This is a genomic window from Pseudolabrys sp. (genome assembly GCF_035943735.1).
Lineage (GTDB): Bacteria > Pseudomonadota > Alphaproteobacteria > Rhizobiales > Xanthobacteraceae > Pseudolabrys.
Genome location: NZ_DASZBV010000027.1, coordinates 285,470 through 307,994, shown reverse-complemented (window position 1 = coordinate 307,994; position 22,525 = coordinate 285,470). Strand labels below are relative to the sequence as shown.

Below are 22,525 nucleotides of genomic sequence, written 5' to 3'. Positions count from 1 at the left end.
GCGCCAGCCGCTGCGCCGCTTGCCAATTTTCGCGTCGCATGCCACCCGAAGAGGCATGGACGTCAGCATCGGCGACAAGCAGTTCAGCGCACATGCCCTGCGGGCGGCGGTGCTCGGCGAAGTGCACGCCCGCCCGTTCACGCCGCTGGAAAGCCCGCGGCGCATCCTGCACTTCGCCTTCGACACCGCCGGCGAGCGCGCCAAGGGCGACCGCGCCGCCTTCACCAACTTCTGCCGTGCGCGCGGGCTCGAGCCGCTGAAGGACGGCGCCAAGCAGCACCGCGTCCTGCTCGGCGGCGCGACCCTGCGCTGGGAGCAGCATTCGGAATTCACCACCTACACCTGGGAGCTGCCGTCCGACGGCAAGACGCCGTTCTATCCGGCCGGGGCGAGCCTCGCGGAGCCGATGGCGGCGCTGCCGCAGCCCGGACCGCTCATTGTCGCCCTCGACCTGCACCTGATGCCGGAGCAGGAGCCGCGCATCGCGCCCGAGCGGCTGTTCGACCGCGCCAGTCTCGCAGTCGCGGAAAATGCCGAAGGCGACGCCGTCTTCGCCACCGATTTCAAGGCCGACGCCTCCGGCTTCGTGCGCATCCTCGTCATCGACCGCCGGCTCGGCGCCGAGCGCGCCGGCGCGCTGGTGCAGCGGCTGATCGAGGTCGAGACCTACCGTACCTTGGCGCTGCTTGGCCTGCCCGAGGCGCAGCGGCTGGCGCCGTCGATCGCCCGCATCGAGCAGCGGCTGATGGAAGTCACCGAGGAGATGCGCGGCACCGAGAAGCTCATCGACAATCACCGCTTGCTCGATGAGTTGACGGCGCTCGCCGCCGAGCTGGAAGCCGGCGCGGCGGCGAGCCTGTTCCGCTTCGGCGCCAGCCGCGCCTACAACGAGATCGTGCAGCTCAGGCTCCAGACCATCGGCGAGCGCGCGGTGGAGGGCTTCCCGACCTGGACCTCGTTCCTCGCCCGCCGCATGGCGCCGGCGATGCGCACCTGCATCACCACCGAGGAGCGGCAGGCGAACCTGTCGCAGAAGCTGGCGCGCGCCGCCAACCTGTTGCGCACGCGCGTCGACGTCGAGCTCGAGCGGCAGAACCGCGATCTGCTGAAATCGATGAATGCGCGCACGCGGCTGCAGATCAGGTTGCAGACGACGGTCGAAGGCCTGTCGGTCGCGGCGATCAGCTATTACGTGGTCGGTCTGTTCGGCCACGTTCTCGACGGGCTCCACGGCGCCGGCGTCAGGTTCAACACCAACATCGCCACCGCGCTGTTCGTGCCGGTGGCCGTGCTCGCGATCTGGTGGACGTTGCGCCGCATCCGCCGCCGGCACATCAGCGGCGGCGGCGGCGACTGATCGCGGCGGCGCGCCGGCGCAGCGGCGTCGCTCATTGCCGTGCGGACGTTACGACAACAACCACAAGTCCGTAGGCTGCGAGAAATCCCAAAGTTAATGCCTCGAAGACCATCGCAGACAACTGATAGTCGAACAGGCCGCCGTATATCGGCATCACATCTTGACCGTTTGCTGGCTAGGTGCTCGCGTGGCTGCTCCCTCCAAGCGTGCGGTTGCCCGCGCGCAGACGCGTCCACACGGTCGAGATCAGCGGCCAGAACAACATCACTAAACTCAAGGCGGTGATTGTCCCGACCAGACCGTTCGACCAGAACACCGACAGGTCGCCACGCGAGCCGACAAGCGCCTGCCGGAACGAACTCTCGGCGCGTCCGCCCAGCACGATCGCCAGCACCATCGGCGCCAGCGGATAATCGAGCTTCTTAAACAGGTAGCCGATGACCCCGAACATCACCATGAAGAGCAGATCGGCGGGCGCGTTCGAGAGGGTGTATGACCCGATAGCGCAGACAGCGATGATGATGGGGGCGATGATCGAGAACGGCACGCGCATGATGGACGCCCAGAGCGGAACGGTCGACAGCACGATCGCCAGTCCGATGACGTTGGCGAGATAGATCGACGCGATTAGGCCCCAGACGAAATCCTTCTGTTCGACGAACAGTAGCGGCCCGGGCTCGATGCCCCAAATCAAGAGACCGCCCAGCAGCACGGCCGCCGTCGGCGAGCCCGGAATGCCGAGCGTGAGCATCGGCAAAAGGGCGCTGGTGCCGGCCGAATGCGCCGCCGTCTCGGGCGCGACCACGCCTTCTAGTTCGCCGGTGCCAAACTTGGCACCGTTTTTGGAAAACCGTTTGGCAAGGCCATAGCTCATGAACGAGGCGGGTGTCGCACCGCCCGGCGTCACGCCGAGCCAGATACCGACGCCGATACCGCGCAAGATGGTCATCCAATACTTTGGAAGCTGCTTCCAGGTCTGCCAGACGACATAGGGATTCATCTTGGCGCTGCGGCCCTCGAAGTGCAGCCCCTTTTCGACCGTCACCAGGATCTCGCCGATGCCGAACAGACCGATGACCGCGATCAGAAAGTGGAAGCCGGTGAGCAGCACCTCGGTGCCGAACGTGAGCCGTACGCCACCTGTGATCTCATCCGTGCCGACGGTGGCGAAGGCAAAACCGAGCATCATGCTCGCTATGACTTTCCAGGGCGATTGCCGGCCCATGCCGACGAAGCTGCAGAACGTCAGCAGATACACCGAAAAGAATTCCGGCGGACCGAAGGCAAGCGCGAAATTGGCCACGATCGGCGCCAGGAACGTGAGCACGATGGTGGCGATGAACGCGCCGAAGAAGGACGAGGACATCGACGCCGTGAGGGCCTCACCGGCGCGGCCCTGCTGCGCCAGCGGATGACCGTCGAAGGTCGTGGCTACCGACCACGGTTCGCCTGGAATATTGAACAGGATGGCGCTGATGCAGCCGCCGAACAGCGCGCCCCAGTAGATTGCCGCCAGCATGATGATGGCGGTGGTGTGGTCCATCGAGAACGTGAGCGGCAACAGGATGGCGATACCATTGGCACCGCCGACGCCCGGCAGGAATCCGAGCAGGATGCCGAAGAGCAGCCCGATGACCATGTAGGCCATGTTCATGGGCGTCAGCAGCACTGTGAAGCCGTGCATCAGTGAAAAGAAAGCGTCCAAGCATTGCCTCCCGTTAGCACGTCCGGCGCTCAGAGCGCCTTGTGTTTTTTGTTTCGTTTGGGCAAAGGCCCGCTCAGTACCCGAGCCAATGCTCGAAGGGCCCCTTTGGCAACGGCACAAGGAACCAGATTTCAAAAATGACGAACAGCGCGACCGGCACCAGCGCTGCGACCGGAAATGTTTTCCAGATCGGATAGCGTCCATGCCAGGTCATGAAGAAGCCGATGAACAGAAAGGTCGAGATGTAGATGCCGATATAGATCGAGAGCACGACGAAAATGATCGTCGGGATCAGGACCTGAAGCACCATCTTCATCTCGCCGTGGGCTATGAAGGACCCGTCGCCGCCGGGCGTGCGCGCCAAGACGTTCTGCGCCAACGTGATGCCGCTGGTAATGAAGAGGATCAGCGAAACATAGAAGGGGAAATAGCCTGAATCCGGGCCCACATCCTTGGCCCAGCCGGCGCCTAGTCGCGCGCTCGACACCATCACGATGGCCGCAACGCTCATCAGCGCGAGCGCGACGACGATGTTCATCGTCCGGTTCGAGACGGCAGAACTCTCCGGATCGGAGTTATCCAAGCGGTCTGACATTGCAAGGCACTCACAGTTTGTTCGGCACCGCCGCGGCTTCAGGACAGCGCAGGACGGTCCTGGCCCGGCGAACAGAAATCGCGGGAGCGCCGGGCTGCCGGCACTCCCGCAATCGTGGCTTTACGAGCCTTTGTGTATGAGGCCGGCCTTTTCCATCAATTGGCGATGGGTTTCGGCAGTACTGCTCAGCCACTTCTTGAATTCGTCGCCCGTCATCCAGCTTTGATTGAAGGCGCCCTTGTTCATGTAGTCCTTCCACTCCTGGGTCGCCCGCACCTTCTGCATCAGGTCGGAATAGTAGTCGACGGCATCTTGAGAAACACCGGGCGCCGTCATGATGCCGCGCAACATCGTGTAGTGGATGTCCAGGCCCTTCGACTGACAGGTCGGAATATCCTGCCAAGACATGTCCTTGGTGATTTTTGCGGGATACGGCATCGGCTTGGTGTCGAAGACGCAGAGCGGCCGCACGTTGCCGGCCCGCCAATGCGCCACGCATTCGATCGGGTTGTTCACGCTGTTGGTGATGTGGCCACCGACCAGCTGTGTGCAAACCGTGCCGCCACCGTGGTAAGGCACGTAGGTGAGCTGGATGCCGGTCTTCTGCTCGATCTCAACGTTGATGATCTGGTCTTCCTGCTTGGAGCCGGTGCCGCCCATCTTGAAATCGTTCGGGTTCTTCTTCACCGCGTCGATATAGTCCTGCGGCGTCTTGTACGGCGACTTGGCGTTGACCCAGAGCACGAACTCGTCCAGCGCCATCATCGCGATCGGCGTATAGTCGCTCCACTTGAACGGCGAGCCGGTCGCGAGCGGCGTCGTAAACAGGTTGGACAGCGTGATGATGAGCTTGTGGGCGTCGCCCTTGGCGTTCTTCACGTAAAGGAAGCCCTCGGCGCCCGAACCGCCCTTCTTGCTGATGACGACCATCGAAGTCGGCATCAGTTTGTGCTTTTGGATGATGCCCTGGATGAGCTGCGCCATCTGACCGGCGCCGCCGCCGATGCCCGCCGGGACGATGAGCTCGACGTTGTGCGTCGGCTTCCACGCCGCTTGGGCCGGCAACGCAGACAGCGCGACTGCGCCGCTCAGGCAAGCGAAGCCCAGTGCCTGTATCTTCCTGGAAATGGACATGAAACTCCTCCCTATTTTTATTCCAATCCGGCGACGTGGCCGGTTGGCGCTTGGCGTACCTTCCTTATAAACGGAGATAGCGGACGCATAAACATGTCATAAATATCCGCTACCCACAATTGCGGTTTGACGCCGCGCCCGTGGATGCTTGCCCCCGTCACACCGACCCTCGAATCGGGTGTATCGCGCTGCACAATGAAATTGAACGTTGCGTCCGGCACCGAAACGGTCGCCGTCGTCGAGTTCAATGACGTGTCCTGGAAGGGCAATCCGCTCTACGCGAAGCTCGGAAGGGGCTGTAGCGACCTCGGCCGCGGGAACAGCGACTCAATGGCAAGGCCGACACGACCCCCTGCGAGTTCCGCTGTTCGCTCTGCTCGGACTTCAGGCAGCGTTTGGTCCGGGCCCTAAAAGCGCCGGATAGTGAACATCGATCAAGCCGCCCTCGCGACCTTCGATTCATTCGCGGCCTAACGAGAGGCCCGGGAGAAAAGCCATGCGCACCGAACGCTTCGAATTCCCCAATGCCAGCGGACACCGGCTTGCGGCGCTGCTCGACTGGCCGATCGGCAAGCCGACCGCCTTCGCGCTGATCGCGCACTGCTTCACCTGCGGCAAGGACAACCTCGCCGCCAAGCGCATCTCCGAGCGGCTGGCGATGATCGGCATCGCATCGCTGCGCTTCGACTTCACGGGCTTGGGCCAGAGCGAAGGCGATTTCGCCGGCACGCATTTCTCCTCGAACATCGACGATCTCGTCGCCGCCGCCGACCACCTGCGCAAGGCGCATCGTGCGCCGGCGATCCTCGTCGGCCACAGTCTCGGCGGCGCGGCGGTGCTCGCCGCTGCGCATCGCATCCCGGAGTCGCGCTGCGTGGTGACGATCGCCGCGCCGTCCGATCCCGCGCACGTCACCGGGCTGTTCAAGGACCAGGTCGACACGATCCGCAAGGACGGCGAGGCCGAGGTGACGCTCGCCGGCCGGCCGTTCACCGTGCGCCGCGACTTCCTCGACGACATCGCCGAGCAGATGCTGCTCGATCGCATCGCGCATCTGCACAAGGCGCTGCTCGTGTTTCATTCGCCGACCGACGAACTGGTCGGCATCGACAACGCCACGCGCATCTTCGTCACGGCGAAGCATCCGAAGAGCTTCGTGTCGCTGTCCGGCGCCGATCATCTCGTGTCGAAGAAGAGCGATGCCGTCTACGTCGCCAATGTTATCGTCGCCTGGGCCGAGCGCTATTTCGATCTGCCTGAGACGATGAGCGAGGCGGAGATCGAGATCGGCACCGTGCTGGTGCGCGAGACCGGCGAAGGCAAATTCCAGCAGGAGATCCTGAGCGGGCCGCATCGCTTCCTCGCCGACGAGCCGGTAAAGGTCGGCGGCATGGATTCCGGACCGGGGCCGTACGACCTGCTGCTCGCAGGGCTCGGGGCCTGCACGGCGATGACGCTGCGGCTCTATGCCGAGCAGAAGAAATTGCCGCTCAAGCGCGTCAGCGTGCGGCTCGCGCACAACAAGATCCACGCGCAGGATTGCGCGCACTGCGAGACGGCGGAGGGGCTGATCGACCATATCGACCGCGCCGTCACGCTCGAAGGCGATCTCGACGCCGCGCAGCGCCGGCGGCTCCTGGAAATCGCCGACAAGTGCCCGGTGCACCGGACCCTGGAGTCGGAGATCGACATCCGGACGGTCGAACGGCCGGCGTGAGGTCCCCCTGTTCCCCTCCCCCCGCGAGCGCTTGCGAGCGGTGGGGAGGGAAAAGAAAGCGCGCGGCTGCTCTCATTCCACTGCGGAAAAGCTGTCTCTGCGGAAAGCAGATTCCGCGCGTGCGTGGACCGGTGTAAATTCCGGCCATGTCCGCCGCCGCCGCACACGCACTGACGCAGCAGTTTCTCGCCTGGGTGGATGAGGCGCCGCGCTCTTACGCCGACGCGGAAGCCTGGCGGCGCAGTTGCCCGCATCTGTCGCCCTGGGAAGACGCCATCGCCGGCGGCCTCGTCCGCTTCGAGAACGGCGGCACGCGCGATGGGTCGCGGCTCAAGCTGACGCCGCGCGGGCGCAAGCGGCTCCTTCTGACCTCCCCCTGAAAGGGGAGGGAGAAGCGAACCGCAACACCGCGGGCGGGTTTCTGGCACGTCCCTTGTATGGGAGGGCCGCATGAAGCCCCGCAGCACCAGGCATCGCGCCGATCCCCGTTTAGTCTGGCTGGCGACCGTGCTCGCCGCCGCGACATTGGTCGTCTTCCTCGCCCAGCAGGCCTGAGGCTTGCGGCCGGCCCGGCAAAGGCCGCAGCCGCTTGTGGCTTGACGCCGCCGCGCGTCTTCGCCAGACTAGAACAAATAGAGAACATGAACGTTGGGAAGAGCGGGCGCGCACGCCGCGTCCGACGGAAATCTCGTCGCAACGTCAGAGGCTTGATCCGATGCTCGAGGAACTTCGCCAGCGCCTGCGGCGGCTTGAAAAGCCGCCCGGGCTCGTGGACGGCCCGGCCACCCTGCCGCTGGGGGCGCCGGCGGTCGACGCCGTCCTCGGCGGCGGGCTGATGCGCGGCGCCCTGCACGAGATCGCCGCCACCGGCGAGGCACATATGGCGGCGGCGACCGGGTTCGCGCTGGGGGTGACGACGCTTGCTTCGCAGTGCGCCGTCTGGATCGCCGAGGACATGGCCGCGCTGGAGAGCGGCGCGCCCTACGGGCCCGGCCTCGACGGCTTCGGCCTCGCGCCCGAACGGCTGGTGACGGTCGCGGTCGCACAACGGCGCGACCTGTTGTGGGCGATGGAAGAGGCGCTGCGCTGCCGCGCCACAGGCTGCGTCATCGGCGAAATGCGGCATGGCGCGCTCGACGCGGTCGCGGTGCGGCGACTGTCGCTCGCCGCCGCCGAAACCGGTGCGCTGGCGCTCATCCTGCGCGCGGCGCCGGAGGACGACGCCTCCACCGCCGCGACGCGGTGGCTCGTCGATGCCGCCGCATCGATGCACGCGCATCCGCACTTCCTGACGCGGCTCGTGCGCAACCGACGCGGCCCGCGCGGACAATGGATTCTCCGATGGAGTGACAGCGATGGCCGTTTCACGCTCGCAGCGCATGCTCAGCCTGTGGCTACACTGCCTGTCCACCGACCGCATCGCCAGGTCGCGTGAGGCTTCACCGGCGCCGCTCGTTGTCTACGGCAAGCGCGGCAATGCCGACGTGCTCGTCGCCGTCGACGATGCCGCAGCGCGCATCGGCCTCACGCCCGGCCTCGCGCTGACGCAGGCGCGGGCGATGCATCCGGCGCTCGACGCCGTGCCGGAAGACGCCGACGCCGACGCGCAACTGCTCGAGCAGATCGCCGACTGGTGCCTGCGCTACACGCCGCTGGTCGCCTGCGACGCGCCGAACGGCTTGCTGCTCGACATCACCGGCTGCGCGCATCTCTACGGCGGCGAAAAGGCGTTGATCGCCGATCTGTCCGCGCGTCTCGCGCAGGCGAACCTCGCCTTCTCCATCGCCGTGGCCGGCTCGATCGGCGCTGCGCATGCCGCCGCACGCTATGGCGCGACGGGTCATCACACCAACGGCGACGAGCGCAGACTATTGACGCCGCTGCCGCTCGCGGCGCTGCGGCTCGAGGCGGCGACGGTCGCGTCGCTCGCGCGCGTCGGCTTGAAGCGCGTCGGCGACATCATCGACCTGCCGCGTGCGCCATTGACCGCCCGCTTCGGCGGCGACGTCATCCGCCAGCTCGACCGCGCGCTGGCGCTCGAGGACGAGCCGCTGACGCCGCGCCTGCCGGTCGCGCCTTACATCGCCGAGCAGCGCTTTCCCGAGCCGATCGCGCGCGAGGAGGACGTGCTGGCGGTCACCGAACGGCTGGCGCAACGCTTGAAGACGGCGCTGGAGCGGCGCGGCGACGGCGCGCGCCGCATCGAGCTGACCTTGTTCCGCACCGACGGCGCCGTCCGCCGCATCGCCGCCGGCACGTCGCGGCCGCTGCGCGACGCGGCCGAGATCCGCGCGCTGTTTACCGAGCGGCTCGCCGCGCTCGCCGACGCGCTCGATCCCGGCTTCGGTTTCGACATGGCGCGGCTGTCGGTGCTCATCGCCGAAGCGCGCGCGCCCGAGCAGATCGGCATTGACGGCGGCGACGAGACGAAAGAGATCAACCGCCTCGTCGATCGCCTCTCTGCGCGGCTGGGCGCGCAGCGCGTGCGGCGGCTGGTGGCGCAGGACAGCCATCTGCCGGAGATCGCGGCGGTGAGCCAGCCGGCGCAGCGCACCGGCACCGACGACGGCTGGGCATCGTTCCGCGCCTATCGCAGCGAGGTGGAACTGGCGCCGCGGCCGCTGCGGCTGCTGACGCGGCCGGAGCCGATCGAGGCGGTGGCGGAAGTGCCGGACGGACCGCCGTTGCGCTTCAGGTGGCGGCGCGCGCTGCACGAGGTGATCTTCGCCGACGGCCCCGAGCGCATCGAAGGCGTCTGGTGGAGCGAGCACGGCGGAGCCGCGCGCGACTATTTCCGCGTCGAGGACAAGACGGGCCTGCGCTTCTGGCTGTTCCGCGCCGGGCTTTATCGCGATCTCGCGCCCGGCGGCGCGGCGCCGACGTGGTTCGTGCACGGGATGTTTGCGTGAGCTTCTAACCCTCTCCCCCTGTGGGAGAGGGTGGCGCGCGCACGCGCGCCGGGTGAGGGGGAAATGCCAAAGTATCGCGTTGAAGAACTCAAAAGGACACAAGCAAAAACGCTTCGTCACGCCCTGACCGAAGCGGAGCTTGACCTTTGGCAGGTGCTGCGGTCGCGGCAACTTTCGGATATGAAATTCCGACGGCAAGTGCCGGTCGGCCCCTGGATCGCCGACTTCGTCTGCTTCGAGCAGATGTTGATCATCGAGGCCGACGGCAGCCAGCACGTTGAGAGCCGGCACGACGAGAGTCGCGATGCCGATCTGCGCCGCCGCGGATTCCGCATCCTGCGGTTTTGGAACAACGACATCCTCGCCAATCCGAACGGCGTGCTTGAGCGAATCCTGAGCGAAATCGAAGAAGCCCCCTCACCCCGCGGCCTGCGGCCGCGACCCTCTCCCACAGGGGGAGAGGGTTAAGCGGCGGCGAGGCTCTGTGTCATGCGTTACATCGAATTCGCCGTCGCCTCGAACTTCTCGTTCCTGCGCGGCGCGTCGCATCCGGAAGAGCTGATGGTGCAGGCCGCGCATGCGGGCCTCGCCGGCATCGGACTCTGCGACCGCAATTCGGTCGCCGGCGTCGTGCGCGCGCATCTGACGAAGCGCGAGCATGAACTGCCGCTGCGCTATCATCCCGGCGCGCGGCTCGTCTTTGCCGACGGCACGCCGGACATCCTCGCTTTTCCGCGCGACCGTGCCGGCTGGGGGCGGCTGACGCGCCTCCTCACGCTCGGCAACCTGCGCGGCAAGAAGGGCGAGTGTTTGCTGACGCGCGAGGATCTCATCGCGCATGTGTTCGGGCTGGAGCTGGTGGTGCTTCCTTCTCCCCGCTTGCGGGGAGAAGGAAGCGAGCGCCAAAGGCGCGAGCCGGATGAGGGGCCGTTTCGACAGGCTCAGGCAAGCGGCAACGCCCCCTCACCCGCCCCGCCTTCGCTGACGCTTCGGCGTGGCGACCTCTCCCCGCCCGCGGGGAGAGGTGACCGTGCGCGCGGCACGTCGGAGATACACGATACACTCTCTCGTCTGCGCGCCGCGGCGCCGGGCCGTGTGCGCCTCGCCGCGACCATGCTCTATCGCGGCAATGACCGCGCGCGGCTCGCGCGCCTGAAAGAGATCGCGCGTGAGGCGGGCGTGCCGCTGATCGCCGTCAACGACGTGCACATGCACCATCCGGAGCGACGGCCGCTCGCCGACGTGCTCACCTGCATCCGCGAGAAGACGACCATCGACCGCGCCGGCCGCCTGCTTGCCGCCAATGCCGAGCGCCACCTCAAGCCGCCGGCGGAGATGGCGCGGCTGTTCCGCGACGCGCCGGAGGCGATCGCGGAGACGCTCGCGCTCTCGGACGCACTCGGCTTCTCGCTCGACGAACTGAAATACGAATATCCCGACGAGCAGATCGAGGGCTTCGCCTCGCCGCAGGCGGCGCTCGAGCATCTCACCTGGCAAGGCGCGGCGCGGCGCTATCCCGACGGCATCGACGACGCCATCCGCGCCAGCATCGCGCACGAGTTCGCCCTCATCGCGCAGATGAATTATGCGCCCTACTTCCTCACCGTCCACGACATCGTCACATACGCGCGCAGCCAGGGCATCCTCTGCCAGGGCCGCGGCTCGGCGGCCAATTCGACGGTCTGCTACTGCCTCGGCATCACCGAGGTCGATCCGGTGCGCGGCGGTCTCCTGTTCGAGCGCTTCATCTCGCCGGAGCGGCGCGAGCCGCCGGACATCGACGTCGACTTCGAGCACGAACGACGCGAGGAGGTGATCCAGTACATCTATCGCAAATACGGCCGCGAGCGCGCCGGCATCGCCGCCACCGTCATCTCCTATCGCGGCCGCTCGGCGATCCGCGAGGTCGGCAAGGCCTTCGGCCTGTCGGAGGACGCGATCGGCGCCCTGTCGTCGTCGATCTGGGGCGGCGGCGGCGGCGCGGTGCGGCAGGACGCGGTGACGCGCACTGGCCTCGATCCCACGAGTCCGCGCATGCAGAAGGTCTTGGCGCTCGCCGCCGAGATCAACGGCTTCCCGCGGCATCTGTCGCAGCATGTCGGCGGCTTCGTCATCACGCGCAGCCGGCTCGACGAGGTCATGCCGATCGGCAATGGGGCGATGGCGGAGCGCACCTTCGTCGAATGGGACAAGGACGACCTCGACGCGCTGGGCATTCTCAAGATCGACGTGCTGGGCCTGGGGATGCTGAGTTGCGTGAGGAAGGCGCTGGATCTGGTCGACAAACATTACAGCCTCTCCGCCACCTCTCCCCGCATGCGGGGAGAGGTCGGCGAGCAGCAAAGCTGCGAGCCGGGTGAGGGGGCGTCGAGAGAAGCTCAGACTCGCGGCAAGGCCCCCTCACCCGCCCCGCCTTCGCTAACGCTCAGGCGTGGCGACCTCTCCCCGCACGCGGGGAGAGGTGAAAGCGGCGCGCTCGACCTCTCCTCGATCCCGCCCGAAGACCCCGCTGTCTATCGCATGCTTTGCCGCGCGGATTCGCTCGGTGTGTTCCAGGTCGAGAGCCGCGCGCAGATGACCATGCTGCCGCGGCTCAAGCCGCAGATGTTCTACGACCTCGTCATCGAGGTGGCGATCGTGCGACCAGGCCCGATCCAGGGCGACATGGTGCATCCCTATTTGCGCCGGCGGCAGAAGATCGAGCCGGTGTCCTATCCGTCGAAGGAACTGGAAGCCGTGCTGGCGAAGACGCTCGGCGTGCCGTTGTTCCAGGAGCAGGCGATGAAGATCGCCATCGTCGCCGCCGGCTTCACGCCGGCCGAAGCCGACAAATTGCGCCGCGCCATGGCGACGTTCAAGCGTGTCGGCACGATCGGCACGTTCCAGCGCAAGATGATCGACGGCATGCTGAAGAACGGCTACGCCCGCGACTTCGCCGAGCGCTGCTTCCAGCAGATCGAGGGGTTCGGCGAATACGGCTTTCCGGAAAGCCATGCGGCGAGCTTCGCGCTCTTGGTCTACGCCTCGGCCTGGTTGAAGTGCCGCTATCCGGACGCCTTCGCCGCCGCGCTTTTGAATGCGCAACCGATGGGCTTCTACGCGCCGGCGCAGATCGTGCGCGACGCGCGCGAGCATGGCGTCGAGGTGCGGCCGCCGGATATCAATTTCTCGAATTGGGATTCGACTTTGGAGCAGGGGCAGAGCGCGGCCGGGCATGTGCACGACCTGCATCGCGACATGCAAGGCGACATCCGCACCACGCACGCGATCCGCCTCGGCCTGCGCGAGATCAAGGGACTGAAGGAGGAGGATGGGAGGAAGATTGTGGAGAGGCGGATGTCTATTGCCCAACCCGACGCGCTCTCGACTCCCCTCCCCCCGCTCCGCGAAGCGGAGTGGTGGGGAGGGGTCGGGGGTGGGGGGCCGTCATCAAGCGATGTGCAAATTGCAATAGAGCCCCCCACCCCGGCAGCTTCGCTGCCGACCCTCCCCACCGCTCGCAAGCGCTCGCGGGGGGAGGGTAACTACGACTCCGTGCGCGACGTCTGGCTGCGCACCGGGCTGCCACCGCGCGTGCTGGAGCGGCTCGCCGATGCCGATGCGTTCTCGTCGCTCGGGCTCAATCGCCGCGACGCGTTGTGGGCGGCGAAGGCGCTCGGCCGCGTCGGCGACCGCGACGACGATCTGCCGTTGTTTGCGGCGCCCCGTGTCCCGGGCGTAGCGCAGCCGCAGGCACTCTTCACCTCGCCCCGCTCCTCTTCTTCACCCTCCCCCTTGTGGGGAGGGTCGACCGCCGAAGGCGGTCGGGGTGGGGGTCCTTCTGCAACTGCTACCCCCCTCCCCAACCCTCCCCCACAAGGGGGGAGGGAGCGCTCCGTGCATGTGGAGAGGGAGGAAGAAGTCCACCTGCCCCCGATGCCGGTCGGCGAGGAAGTGGTCAACGACTATCGCTTCCTGCGCCTGTCGCTGCGCGCGCATCCGTGCCAATTCCTGCGCGGCGAACTCACCCAGCGCGGCATCCTGCGCAACGACGCCTTGCGCAGCACCGCCTCCGGCGTGCGCGCCACCGTGTCCGGCCTCGTCACCTGCCGGCAGCGGCCGGGCTCGGCCAACGGCGTCATCTTCATGACCATCGAGGACGAGACGGCGATGGCCAACATCATCGTCTGGCCGAAGGTGTTCGAGCGGTTGCGCCCGGTCGTGCTCGGCGCGCGCTACGTATCGGTGCGCGGCAAGGTGCAGGAGGAATGCGGCGTCATCCACGTGGTCGCCGAACACATTGAGGACCTGACGCATCTGCTCGGCCGCCTCACCGAGCACGGCGCCGAGATCGACGCGCTCGCCCGCTGCGACGAAGTGCGCCGGCCGATCGAGGAGATGCGCAAGGCAAGGCTCAATGGCGGGCGCGAGAGCAGGCTCGAGCGGCTGATGCACGAGGTGCCGGAGCTTGCCGCCGACCTCGACACGCCGGCGCGCGGCTCGGCGCATGCGCCGTCCAGGAAGGCGGGGTAATTCTCCCCTCCCCCCACGAGCGAAGCGAGTGGTGGGGAGGGGTCGGGGGTGGGGGCATTGTCCAATGCGCGAGTTACAGAACAGCCCCCCAGCCCGGCAGCTTCGCTGCCGACCCTCCTCACCACGCGTAAGAGCGCGTGTGGGGAGGGATAAAGAAGTTCAATCCGGAATGACGCTGCCGCGGCCGACATTGACGCGGTCGGCTTCCCAACTGCCGTCGAGCTTGCGCTTGGCGCGCAGGATCGCGACGTGCGCGCCGACCTTCAGTTCGCTGCGGTCGCCGACCGAATAAGCGAGGATGCGCGCGTCCGGCGGCACGACGATGCGCTTGTCGCCGCCTTTGTATTTGACCGTGAGCACCTGCCCGTCGACGCCCTTCACCGTCTCGGCGACGGTGGCGTTGGTCATGGTGCCGTGCGGCGCGCGATCCCACGGCCGAAAGCCTTCGCCGAGGCCGCGCTGGCTCTCGGCGAACACGGTGACGCGGATGGCGCGCTGGCTGCCGTCCGCGTTCGGCGTGGCGCCGACGCCGATGAAGGCGCCCGGCTTGACCTCGGCGAGCGTCGTCGTGCTCACACCAAACACTTTGGCATCAGGCGTCAGGAACACCTTGTTGGTGCCGCCGCCCTCGAGCGCGCGCACGGTGATCGAATTGGCGTCGGCCGCCTCGATCGTGCCGGTGACGCGCATGGTCGTCGGCGCGAAGGGCTGCGCCAGGACGGGGGTGGAGAAGAGCGCAAGCGCAAAAATCAGCGGCCGCATCGGCACCTCACATCGCGGGCGTCAGCCCGCGTCCAACATACATTGTTTTTGCCAGGATCGACCCGTCCGCCTGCTTGTCCCAGCCGAAGATGATGACCTGCGCGCCGGACTTCAGTTCGCTGGCGTCGCCCTTGGCCGCGGCCGCGATCGCCGTCTGCGGCGAGACGACGATCGTCTTCTCCCCGTCCTTGTATTTGACCTTGAGCGTTTCGCCGTCCTTGGCGGTGACGGCGCTCTCGACATAGGCGTTGGTCATGGTGCTGCCCGGCCGCGCATCCCACGGGCCGGTGCGGTCCGGCACGACGCCGCGCTGCGCCGGCAGGAAGATATGAATGGAAAAGGCCTCGATGCCGCCGTCCGGCCGCGGCATGCCGGCGATGCCGATGAAGGTGTCCGTCTTGATATCGGCGAGCGAGGCCTTGACCAGGGCGGAGACGCGCGTTTTGGCGTCGATCTTCACGTTAAGCGTCGCGCCGTCACGCGTCTTCACCGCGAGAACGTCGGCATCCCGCTTCACGATCTCGCCGCGGATGCGGCCCGGCTGCTGCGCCGCGGCCGCCGAAACGATGAATGCCAGACCAAACGCCGCCGCGACGACGCGGCCACACCACCCGACCGAACGCATGAGCGCCTCCCTCACGGCCGGCGCCGAGCCGGCCCGTCAGGCGGAGAACCCCTCGCCGCGCTTCTTATTCCGCGGTTTCTTGCGCTCCGGCTCCGCCTTCGGCGGTTCCATGTGCTGGGCGAGATCGGCTTCGACCAGCGCGCGCAGCTCCGGTGTCACCTCGGGACGGATGCCGAACCACAATTCAAAGCCGCGAACGGCCTGGTGCAGCAGCATGCCGAGGCCGTCGGCGGTGCGCAGGCCGCGCTCGCGCGCCATCGCCAGCAGGCGCGTGGTCAGCGGCACGTAGACGAGGTCGGCGACCACCAGCGAGGCCGGGCAGCGCAGATTGATTTCGAGCGGCGGCTGTCCATTCATGCCGAGCGTCGTCGTATTGACGAAGATGCCGGCGCCGCCGAGCAGGCCGGTGGTCTCGTCCCATCCCGCCGCGCGCACGCGGGCGCCGAACTGCTTCTGCAGCACCTCGGCGCGCCCCGGCGTGCGGTTGATCACGTAGACGCGCTGCACTTCGCGCTGCAGCAGCGCATAGACGACCGCGCGCGCGCCGCCGCCGGCGCCGAGCACCACGGCGGTCTCCAGGCCCCGGTCCCATCCGGGCGTCGCGCTGTCGAGATTGGCGAGGAATCCTTCGACGTCGGTATTGGTCGAGCGCAGCGACCCGTCATTATACCACAGCGTGTTGGCGGCGCCGACCGCGCGGGCGCGCTCGTCGGGCTCGCTCAGCGTCATCGCCGCCTGCTTGTGCGGCACCGTGACATTGGCGCCGACGTAACCGCGCTCGCGCAGATTCTTCACGAAATCCGGGAACGCCTCCGGCGGCACCTCCTCGATGCGGTAGTCGGCATCGAGGCCGTGCTTCTTGATCCAGTAATTGTGGATCAAAGGCGATCGCGAATGCTTCACCGGCCAGCCGATGACGCAGGCAGCTTTACGACCGTCACTCATTGTTCGGCAACCACCATATTCCGTAGCGTGCCGATCTGCGGGCACGTGATCTCGATCGTGTCTCCCGGCTTCAGCCCGACCGGCGGGTCGGAGCGCCTGAGCTTGACCGGGGTGCCGGTGACGATGATGTCGCCCGGCTTGAGCGTCATGAACGTGCTGACATAGGCAATGATTTCGGTGAAGCTTTTTATCAAATTCGCGGTCGTGTCGTCCTGCGTCACGTCATCGTTCAGCTTCACCGTCAGATGCAAAGGCTGCGCCAGGTCGATCTCGTCGCTCGTCACGATCCAGGGGCCGATGCTGCCGGTCGCGTCCCAGTTCTTGCCCTGCGTCACGTTGAACTTGCCGTGACGAATCCAGTCGCGGATCGTACCCTCGTTGCACAATGTCACTCCTGCGACATGATGCAGCGCATCGCTCTGTGAAATTCGCCGGCCGCCCTTGCCGATCACCAGCGCGATCTCGCCCTCGTAGTCGAGTTCGATCGACTCGCGCGGACGCACGATCGGCTGCATGTGCGCGACCAGCGAACTCGGCGCGCGATAGAACATGCTCGGATATTTCGGAACGTCCTGGTCGCCGTAGTCGGCGTTGCGATTGGCGTAGTTGATGCCGATGCACAGGATCTTCTCCGGCGCGAGCACCGGCGGCAGCAGTTCGACCTCGCGCAACGTGAAGTCCGGCCGCGCGCCGCGGATCGCCGCATTGGCCTTGTCGAGCGCGCCCGCGCGCAAGAGATCGAGCACGCCGTCATAGCCGGCGCCGAGCCTGAGCTTGAGGTCGACGACGCCCTCGCCGACCACCGCGCCGTAGCTTTCCCGGCCGCGCACTTTATAGCTCGCCAGCTTCATCGACTATCCGGTTGTCACGGCAAACCGGCTCCTGCCGGCATGGAACGAACTGCGGCTCGGCAGGCATCGCCGCCGAAGCGCCGCACGCATGTATTCCGGGCAGCTGGGGCCGTCAACGGCGACCCCGAGAACGGCGCCGGGTTGCGCGGCGGAAGTTATCAACACAATGCGCTATTATCGGGTCGCCGTCTTCGGCGGCTTCTTCGGATGCGGTATTCAATGAGTGGCTTCGAACTTCAGCCGGAGGAAGCGCGAAGCGCCATAACGAAGACGAGGCGCGATGCCGGGCATGAAATCCATCTTCATCGACTGCAACGACCAGCTCGCCCCGGTGTGGAACAAGGTCGTCCGCCCGGACGATCCGGCGATCGCCGTCAACCGCACCGTGCGCGTCGGGGCCGAGCTGCCGCAGGTCATCGCCGGTTACGATGTCGCGCTCGACGACCACTCCTACATGCCGACGGAACTCGTGGCGCAGTGCCCGCAACTGAAGCACATCGTCTTCCTCGGCACCGGCGCCGCCAGCTACATGAACATCGCCGAGCTGAAGGAACGCGGCGTCACCGTGCACACAATCAAGGGCTATGGCGACACGGCCGTGGCCGAGCACACGATCGCGCTGATGTTCGCCGCCGCGCGCGACGTCGCGCGCATGGACCGCGACGTCCGCGCCGGCACCTGGACGCCGCAAGAGGGCATGCAGCTCTTCGGCAAGACGCTGGGCATCATCGGCCTCGGCGGCATCGGCGGCGAGGTGGCGCGCATAGGCAAGGGCCTCGGCATGGAGGTGATCGGCTGGAATCGCACGCCACGTGCCGATGCGCCCTGCCCGCTCGTCGACATCGACACGCTGCTGGCGCGTGCCGATGTCGTCTCGCTCAACCTCGTGCTCAACGACGAGACGCGCGGCTTTCTTGGGCGGGACCGCATCGCGCGCATGAAGCCGGGGGCATTGCTCATCAACACCGCGCGCGGCGCCCTCGTCGACGAGCAGGCGCTGATCGACGCGCTAAAATCAGGCCAGATCCGCCATGCCGGGCTCGACGTGTTCCATAGCGAGCCGCTCGCGGCCGACAACCCGCTGGCGCAATTGCCCAACGTCACGCTGACGGCGCACGCCGCCTTCCGCACGCTGGAGGCGTCGATGACGCTGCTGCGCCGGGCAATCGACATTGTCAGGGGCCTGCAGGGCTAGATCGAACGCCGGATTGACCTGCCGTCCGGCGGCGTCACAATGCTCGCAAAAATCCGGGAGGGGACGTGAAGCCGGCGCCGTTTGTCTACAGGAAGGCCCGCTCGCTCGACGAGGCGGTGGCGCTGCTCGGTTCGCACGCCGACGCGCGGTTGCTCGCCGGCGGGCAAAGCCTGGTCGCCACGCTCAACATGCGCCTGTCGGCGCCGGCGCTGCTGATCGATATCAACGGCCTGCCGGGACTCGACCGCATCGAGACGAAGGACGGCACGGTCTCGATCGGCGCGCTGACACGGCACGTCGCCGCCGAACGCTCGGAGGCGATCGCGCGCCACGCGCCGCTGATCGCCAAGGCCATACCGCACATCGCGCATCCGGCCATCCGCAACCGCGGCACCATCGGCGGATCGATCGCCTTCGCCGATCCGGCCGCGGAACTGCCCGCCTGCCTGCTGGCGCTCGGCGGCGAAGTCGAGGCGCAGGGGCCGAAGGGCATGCGGCGCATCAAGGCCGATGACTTCTTCAAGGATCTGTACGAGACCGCGCTCGCGCCGGGCGAGGTGCTGACCCGTGTGCATCTGCCGGCGGCGACCGCCGACACCCGCACCGGATTTGCCGAGCTGGCGCGCCGGCATGGCGATTACGCCATGGTCGGGCTGGCCGCGACCGCGCGCGCCAAGGGCAAAGGCTTGTCGGACGTGCGCCTCGCCTTCTTCGGTGTCGGCAACACGCCGCTGCGCGCGCGCCGATCGGAAGAAGCGTTGGCCGACGGCGACATCGACGCCGCCGTCTCCGCGCTTGATCTCACGCCGCATGACGACATCCAGGCGACCGGCGCCGAGAAGAAGCACCTCGCCGGCGTACTGTTGCGCCGCGTGGCGGCGCAGTTGATGGAGCCGCGCGCATGACGGACACCGCCCTCGACATCACCTTGACCGTCAACGGCGAGCGCGTCAGCGAACGGGTCGACGCGCGCAAGACGCTGGTCGATTTCCTCCGCGACGATCTCGTGCTCACCGGCAGCCATGTCGGCTGCGAGCATGGCGTCTGCGGCACCTGCACCGTGCGGGTCGACGGCATCATCGTGCGCGGCTGCCTGATGCTGGCCGTGCAATGCGACGGCGCCGTGGTGGAGACGATCGAGGGCTTGTCCGACTCCGGCGAGGCCGCCGACCTGCAAGCCGCCTTCGTCGAACGCAACGCGCTGCAGTGCGGCTTTTGCACGCCGGGCATGGTCGTTGCCGCGCAGGATCTGCTCGCCCGCGCAAAGGAGACAAACAGCGTGCCGTCGCGCGATGCGATCCGCGAGCATCTGTCGGGCAACTACTGCCGCTGCACCGGCTATCAAGCGATCGTCGACGCGGTCGAGGCGGTGGCAAAGCAGCGGGCGGGAGTGAAAGCATGACTTTCCCCGCTCGTCCCCGCGAAAGCGGGGACCCAGTACTTTACAGGGCTAATTGGTCGCAAAGGTCGCGCCAAACCGGATTGGCGCGCTCGATCATTTCCAGCTTCCACGCCCGATTCCATTTCTTAATCTGCCGCTCGCGCTGGAATGCGCTTTCTCTGGTTTCGTGCACTTCGAACCAAACGAGAGTTTTCACACCGTATGCCCTGATAAAGCCGGGCACGGCGTCGGCTCGATGCTGCTCAACGCGACGCGCAAGATCATCGGTCATGCCGGTATTCAGCGTGCCGTTCCGACGACTCGCTAAGATATACACAAAGAAGCTCATCACCTGCTGTCCTGGGTCCCCGCTTTCGCGGGGACGAGCGGATTATAGCGTCTCATCATGAAAATCGTCGACGACTCCCCGCCCGTGCTGACCGCGCTCGACCGGCCGAACTCCTATATCGGCCGATCCGTGCCGCGGCCGAATCTCACGCGGCTGACGCAAGGGCGCGGGCAATATGTCAGCGACGTCGTGCTGCCGCGCATGGCGCATGTCGCCTTCGTGCGCTCGCCGCACGCGCATGCGCGCATCGTCAAGATCGACAAGGCCGCGGCCGAGAAAGCGCCGGGCGTGATCGCCGTCGTCACCGGCACCGAACTCGCCGAGGTGATGACGCCGTGGGTCGGCGTGCTGACGCATCTGAAGGGCCTGAAATCGGCGCCGCAGCATGCCATCGCCGTCGAGCGCGCCTGCTGGCAGGGCGAAGCCGTGTGCGCCGTGGTCGCGCGCACGCGCGCGCAGGCCGAGGATGCCTGCGAGCTGGTCGACATGACATATGAAGAGCTGCCGGCGGTGACCGATGCCGAAACGGCGCTCGATCCGAAGACGCCGGTGATCCAGCCATCGCTCGGCGACAATCTCTGCTTCGAGCGCAAGCTCGATGTCGGCGCCGTCGACAAGGCCTTCGCCGATTCCGATGCCGTGGTCGAGGCCACCTTCGTCACCGGGCGTCACACCGGCGTCACCAACGAGCCGCGCTCGATCGTCGCCGACTGGAACCAGGGCGAAGCGCGCCTTACGGTCTACCAGGGCACGCAAGCCCCGCACATGATGCAGGATCTGTTCGCCAAGCATCTCTGTCTGCAGCATCAGCAGGTGCGCGTCGTGACCAAGGACGTCGGCGGCTCCTTCGGCATCAAGGTGCACACCTATGCCGACGAGATGGCGGCGGTGGCGCTGTCGAAGCTGCTAAAGCGGCCGGTGAAGTTCGTCGCCGACCGCCTGGAAAGCTTCGTCACCGACATCCACGCCCGCGACCACCGCATCAAGGCGAAGATCGGGGTCAAAACCGACGGCACCATCACCGCCTTCGAGATCGACGACCTCACCGGCATCGGCCCCTACTCCGTCTACCCGCGTACGTCGGGCATCGAGGCAAACCAGGTGGTGAGCCTGGTCGGCGGCCCCTACACCTGCCCGAACTACCGGGCGCAGGCGCGCGTCGTCTTCACCAATAAAAACGTGATGTGCCAGTACCGCGCCGTCGGCCATCCGATCGCGGTGGCGGTGACGGAAGGCCTGGTCGAGCTCGCCGCCGCGAAGATCGGCATGGATCCGCTCGAATTACGCCGGCGTAACATGATCGCCGACGACGGCTATCCGACGCAGTCGGCGGCGGGCCTGAAGCTCGAGAAGCTTTCACACCACGAGGCGATGGCGCATCTCGACGCGATGATGAACTACGCCGGCCTGCGCGCTGAGCAGGCGCGCTTGCGCAAACAGGGCATCTACCGCGGCATCGGCTTCGCGAGCTTCATCGAGGTGACCAATCCTTCGGCGGCCTTCTACGGCGTCGGCGGCGCGCGCATCACCTCGCAAGACGGCGCTACGGTCAAGCTCGACGCGCAGGGTAATATCTCGATTCACACCGGGGTGTCCGAGCAGGGCCAGGGCGCGGAGGCCGTGGTGGCGCAATGCGTGGCCAGCGCCTTCGGAGTGCCGCTCGACCGCGTTCGCGTCGTCATGGGCGACACCGACAACACGCCCTATGGCGGCGGCACCTGGGCCTCGCGCGCGGCCGGCATCGGCGGCGAAGCGGCGTGGCAGGCCGGCAAGGCGCTGCGCGAGAATGTGCTGTCGGTGGCGGGGGCGATGCTGCAGGCCAAGCCCGGCGACCTCGACATCAGCAACGGTGTCGTGATCGACAAGGCGACCGGCGCCGAGCGGCTCGGCCTCGACGAGCTGACGCGCGTCGTCTATTTCCGGCCCGACACGCTGCCCGCCGGCGTGCAGCCTGAGCTGGTGGTGACGAAGCACTATGTGCCGAAGGGCTGGCCCTTCGCCTTCACCAACGGCATCCAGGCGAGCTGGCTGGAAGTCGATGTCGACACCGGCTTCGTCAAGCTGTTGAAACACTGGTGCGTCGAGGACTGCGGCACGATCATCAACCCGCAGCTCGTCGACGAGCAGATCCGCGGCGGCATCGTGCAGGGCATCGGCGCCGCGCTGTACGAACAATGCCTCTACGACGAGCGCGGACAGATGCTCAACGGCAGCATGGCCGACTATCTGGTGCCGATGGCGGCGGAGATGCCGGATATCGAGTGCGCCCACGTCGTCTCGCCGACGGCGGATTCGGAGCTTGGCGCCAAGGGCGCGGGCGAAGCCGGCACCGCCGGCGCGCCGGCTTCGGTGATGAACGCGATCAATGATGCGCTGCGCCCGCTCGGCGCCGCGCCATTGACCGACATGCCGTTCACGCCGGGGAAGATCTTGCGGGCCCTGGGGAAGGTGTGAGGCAGTTTATCCCTCCCCTGAAAGGGGAGGGTCC

General features: G+C 66.9%; 19 protein-coding genes and 1 pseudogene. 11 read left to right on the top strand and 9 right to left on the bottom strand.

Annotation, left to right across the window (positions count from 1 at the left end; genetic code table 11):
• Positions 1–55 precede the first annotated feature (55 nt).
• Complete coding sequence (locus VGV41_RS22000; RefSeq protein ID WP_326866340.1) at positions 56–1,357, top strand: DUF3422 domain-containing protein; 1,302 nt, start codon at positions 56–58, stop codon at positions 1,355–1,357.
• A 175-nt stretch (positions 1,358–1,532) separates the two neighbouring features.
• On the opposite strand, the gene VGV41_RS21995 is transcribed toward VGV41_RS22000, so the two are convergent.
• The 4 genes from VGV41_RS21995 to VGV41_RS21980 form a co-directional block, all read right to left on the bottom strand.
• Positions 1,533–3,062 (bottom strand): tripartite tricarboxylate transporter permease, encoded by a 1,530-nt coding sequence (locus VGV41_RS21995; protein WP_326866338.1) that lies wholly within the window; start codon positions 3,060–3,062, stop codon positions 1,533–1,535.
• Between the two features lie 73 nt (positions 3,063–3,135).
• The gene (locus tag VGV41_RS21990; protein ID WP_326866337.1) at positions 3,136–3,657 is read right to left on the bottom strand and encodes a tripartite tricarboxylate transporter TctB family protein; all 522 of its coding nucleotides are present in this window, start codon (positions 3,655–3,657) and stop codon (positions 3,136–3,138) included.
• A 120-nt stretch (positions 3,658–3,777) separates the two neighbouring features.
• On the bottom strand, positions 3,778–4,791 hold the full coding sequence (locus tag VGV41_RS21985) for a Bug family tripartite tricarboxylate transporter substrate binding protein (RefSeq protein WP_326866335.1): 1,014 nt from the start codon (positions 4,789–4,791) through the stop codon (positions 3,778–3,780).
• Between the two features lie 17 nt (positions 4,792–4,808).
• The gene (locus VGV41_RS21980) at positions 4,809–5,039 is read right to left on the bottom strand and encodes a hypothetical protein (RefSeq protein ID WP_326866334.1); all 231 of its coding nucleotides are present in this window, start codon (positions 5,037–5,039) and stop codon (positions 4,809–4,811) included.
• A gap of 248 nt (positions 5,040–5,287) precedes the next feature.
• Between VGV41_RS21980 and VGV41_RS21975 the strand changes: the two genes are divergently transcribed.
• The 6 genes from VGV41_RS21975 to dnaE all read left to right on the top strand — a co-directional run bounded on the left by VGV41_RS21975 (position 5,288) and on the right by dnaE (position 13,929).
• The gene (locus VGV41_RS21975; protein WP_326866333.1) at positions 5,288–6,508 is read left to right on the top strand and encodes a bifunctional alpha/beta hydrolase/OsmC family protein; all 1,221 of its coding nucleotides are present in this window, start codon (positions 5,288–5,290) and stop codon (positions 6,506–6,508) included.
• Positions 6,509–6,654: 146 nt separating this feature from the next.
• Complete coding sequence (locus tag VGV41_RS21970; RefSeq protein ID WP_326866332.1) at positions 6,655–6,888, top strand: hypothetical protein; 234 nt, start codon at positions 6,655–6,657, stop codon at positions 6,886–6,888.
• Between the two features lie 335 nt (positions 6,889–7,223).
• A complete protein-coding gene (locus VGV41_RS21965) occupies positions 7,224–7,943 on the top strand; it encodes a DNA repair protein (protein WP_326866331.1) in 720 nt (239 codons plus the stop codon).
• On the top strand, positions 7,864–9,417 hold the full coding sequence (locus VGV41_RS21960; protein ID WP_326866330.1) for a DNA polymerase Y family protein: 1,554 nt from the start codon (positions 7,864–7,866) through the stop codon (positions 9,415–9,417). The genes VGV41_RS21965 and VGV41_RS21960 overlap by 80 nt, the downstream gene beginning before the upstream one ends.
• Positions 9,418–9,480: 63 nt before the next feature.
• The gene (locus VGV41_RS21955) at positions 9,481–9,885 is read left to right on the top strand and encodes an endonuclease domain-containing protein (protein WP_326866329.1); all 405 of its coding nucleotides are present in this window, start codon (positions 9,481–9,483) and stop codon (positions 9,883–9,885) included.
• Between the two features lie 21 nt (positions 9,886–9,906).
• Positions 9,907–13,929, top strand: coding sequence for a DNA polymerase III subunit alpha (gene dnaE / locus VGV41_RS21950; protein ID WP_326866328.1), 4,023 nt, complete (start codon positions 9,907–9,909; stop codon positions 13,927–13,929).
• A 159-nt stretch (positions 13,930–14,088) separates the two neighbouring features.
• Here dnaE and VGV41_RS21945 read toward each other — a convergent pair whose 3' ends face one another.
• From VGV41_RS21945 to VGV41_RS21930, 4 genes and pseudogenes are all read right to left on the bottom strand, one after another.
• On the bottom strand, positions 14,089–14,691 hold the full coding sequence (locus tag VGV41_RS21945) for a hypothetical protein (protein WP_326866327.1): 603 nt from the start codon (positions 14,689–14,691) through the stop codon (positions 14,089–14,091).
• 7 nt (positions 14,692–14,698) lie between these two features.
• Positions 14,699–15,316 (bottom strand): hypothetical protein, encoded by a 618-nt coding sequence (locus VGV41_RS21940; RefSeq protein WP_326866326.1) that lies wholly within the window; start codon positions 15,314–15,316, stop codon positions 14,699–14,701.
• A 117-nt stretch (positions 15,317–15,433) separates the two neighbouring features.
• Positions 15,434–16,261, bottom strand: a pseudogene (locus tag VGV41_RS21935) (shikimate dehydrogenase); the annotation flags it as partial.
• A complete protein-coding gene (locus VGV41_RS21930; protein WP_326866325.1) occupies positions 16,258–17,112 on the bottom strand; it encodes a fumarylacetoacetate hydrolase family protein in 855 nt (284 codons plus the stop codon). The pseudogene VGV41_RS21935 and the gene VGV41_RS21930, both read right to left, overlap by 4 nt.
• Before the next feature lie 289 nt (positions 17,113–17,401).
• On the opposite strand from VGV41_RS21930, the gene VGV41_RS21925 reads away from it, so the two are divergent.
• From VGV41_RS21925 to VGV41_RS21915, 3 genes are all read left to right on the top strand, one after another.
• A complete protein-coding gene (locus tag VGV41_RS21925) occupies positions 17,402–18,307 on the top strand; it encodes an NAD(P)-dependent oxidoreductase (protein WP_326866324.1) in 906 nt (301 codons plus the stop codon).
• 65 nt (positions 18,308–18,372) lie between these two features.
• Positions 18,373–19,212, top strand: a complete 840-nt coding sequence (locus VGV41_RS21920; RefSeq protein ID WP_326866323.1) for a xanthine dehydrogenase family protein subunit M — start codon at positions 18,373–18,375, stop codon at positions 19,210–19,212.
• On the top strand, positions 19,209–19,709 hold the full coding sequence (locus VGV41_RS21915) for a (2Fe-2S)-binding protein (RefSeq protein WP_326866322.1): 501 nt from the start codon (positions 19,209–19,211) through the stop codon (positions 19,707–19,709). Before VGV41_RS21920 ends, VGV41_RS21915 begins: the two co-directional genes overlap by 4 nt.
• Before the next feature lie 40 nt (positions 19,710–19,749).
• On the opposite strand, the gene VGV41_RS21910 is transcribed toward VGV41_RS21915, so the two are convergent.
• Positions 19,750–20,037, bottom strand: coding sequence for a GIY-YIG nuclease family protein (locus tag VGV41_RS21910; protein ID WP_326866321.1), 288 nt, complete (start codon positions 20,035–20,037; stop codon positions 19,750–19,752).
• A gap of 57 nt (positions 20,038–20,094) precedes the next feature.
• Here VGV41_RS21910 and VGV41_RS21905 point away from each other — a divergent pair, with 57 nt between their 5' ends.
• Positions 20,095–22,491 (top strand): xanthine dehydrogenase family protein molybdopterin-binding subunit, encoded by a 2,397-nt coding sequence (locus VGV41_RS21905; RefSeq protein ID WP_326866319.1) that lies wholly within the window; start codon positions 20,095–20,097, stop codon positions 22,489–22,491.
• Positions 22,492–22,525 lie beyond the last annotated feature (34 nt).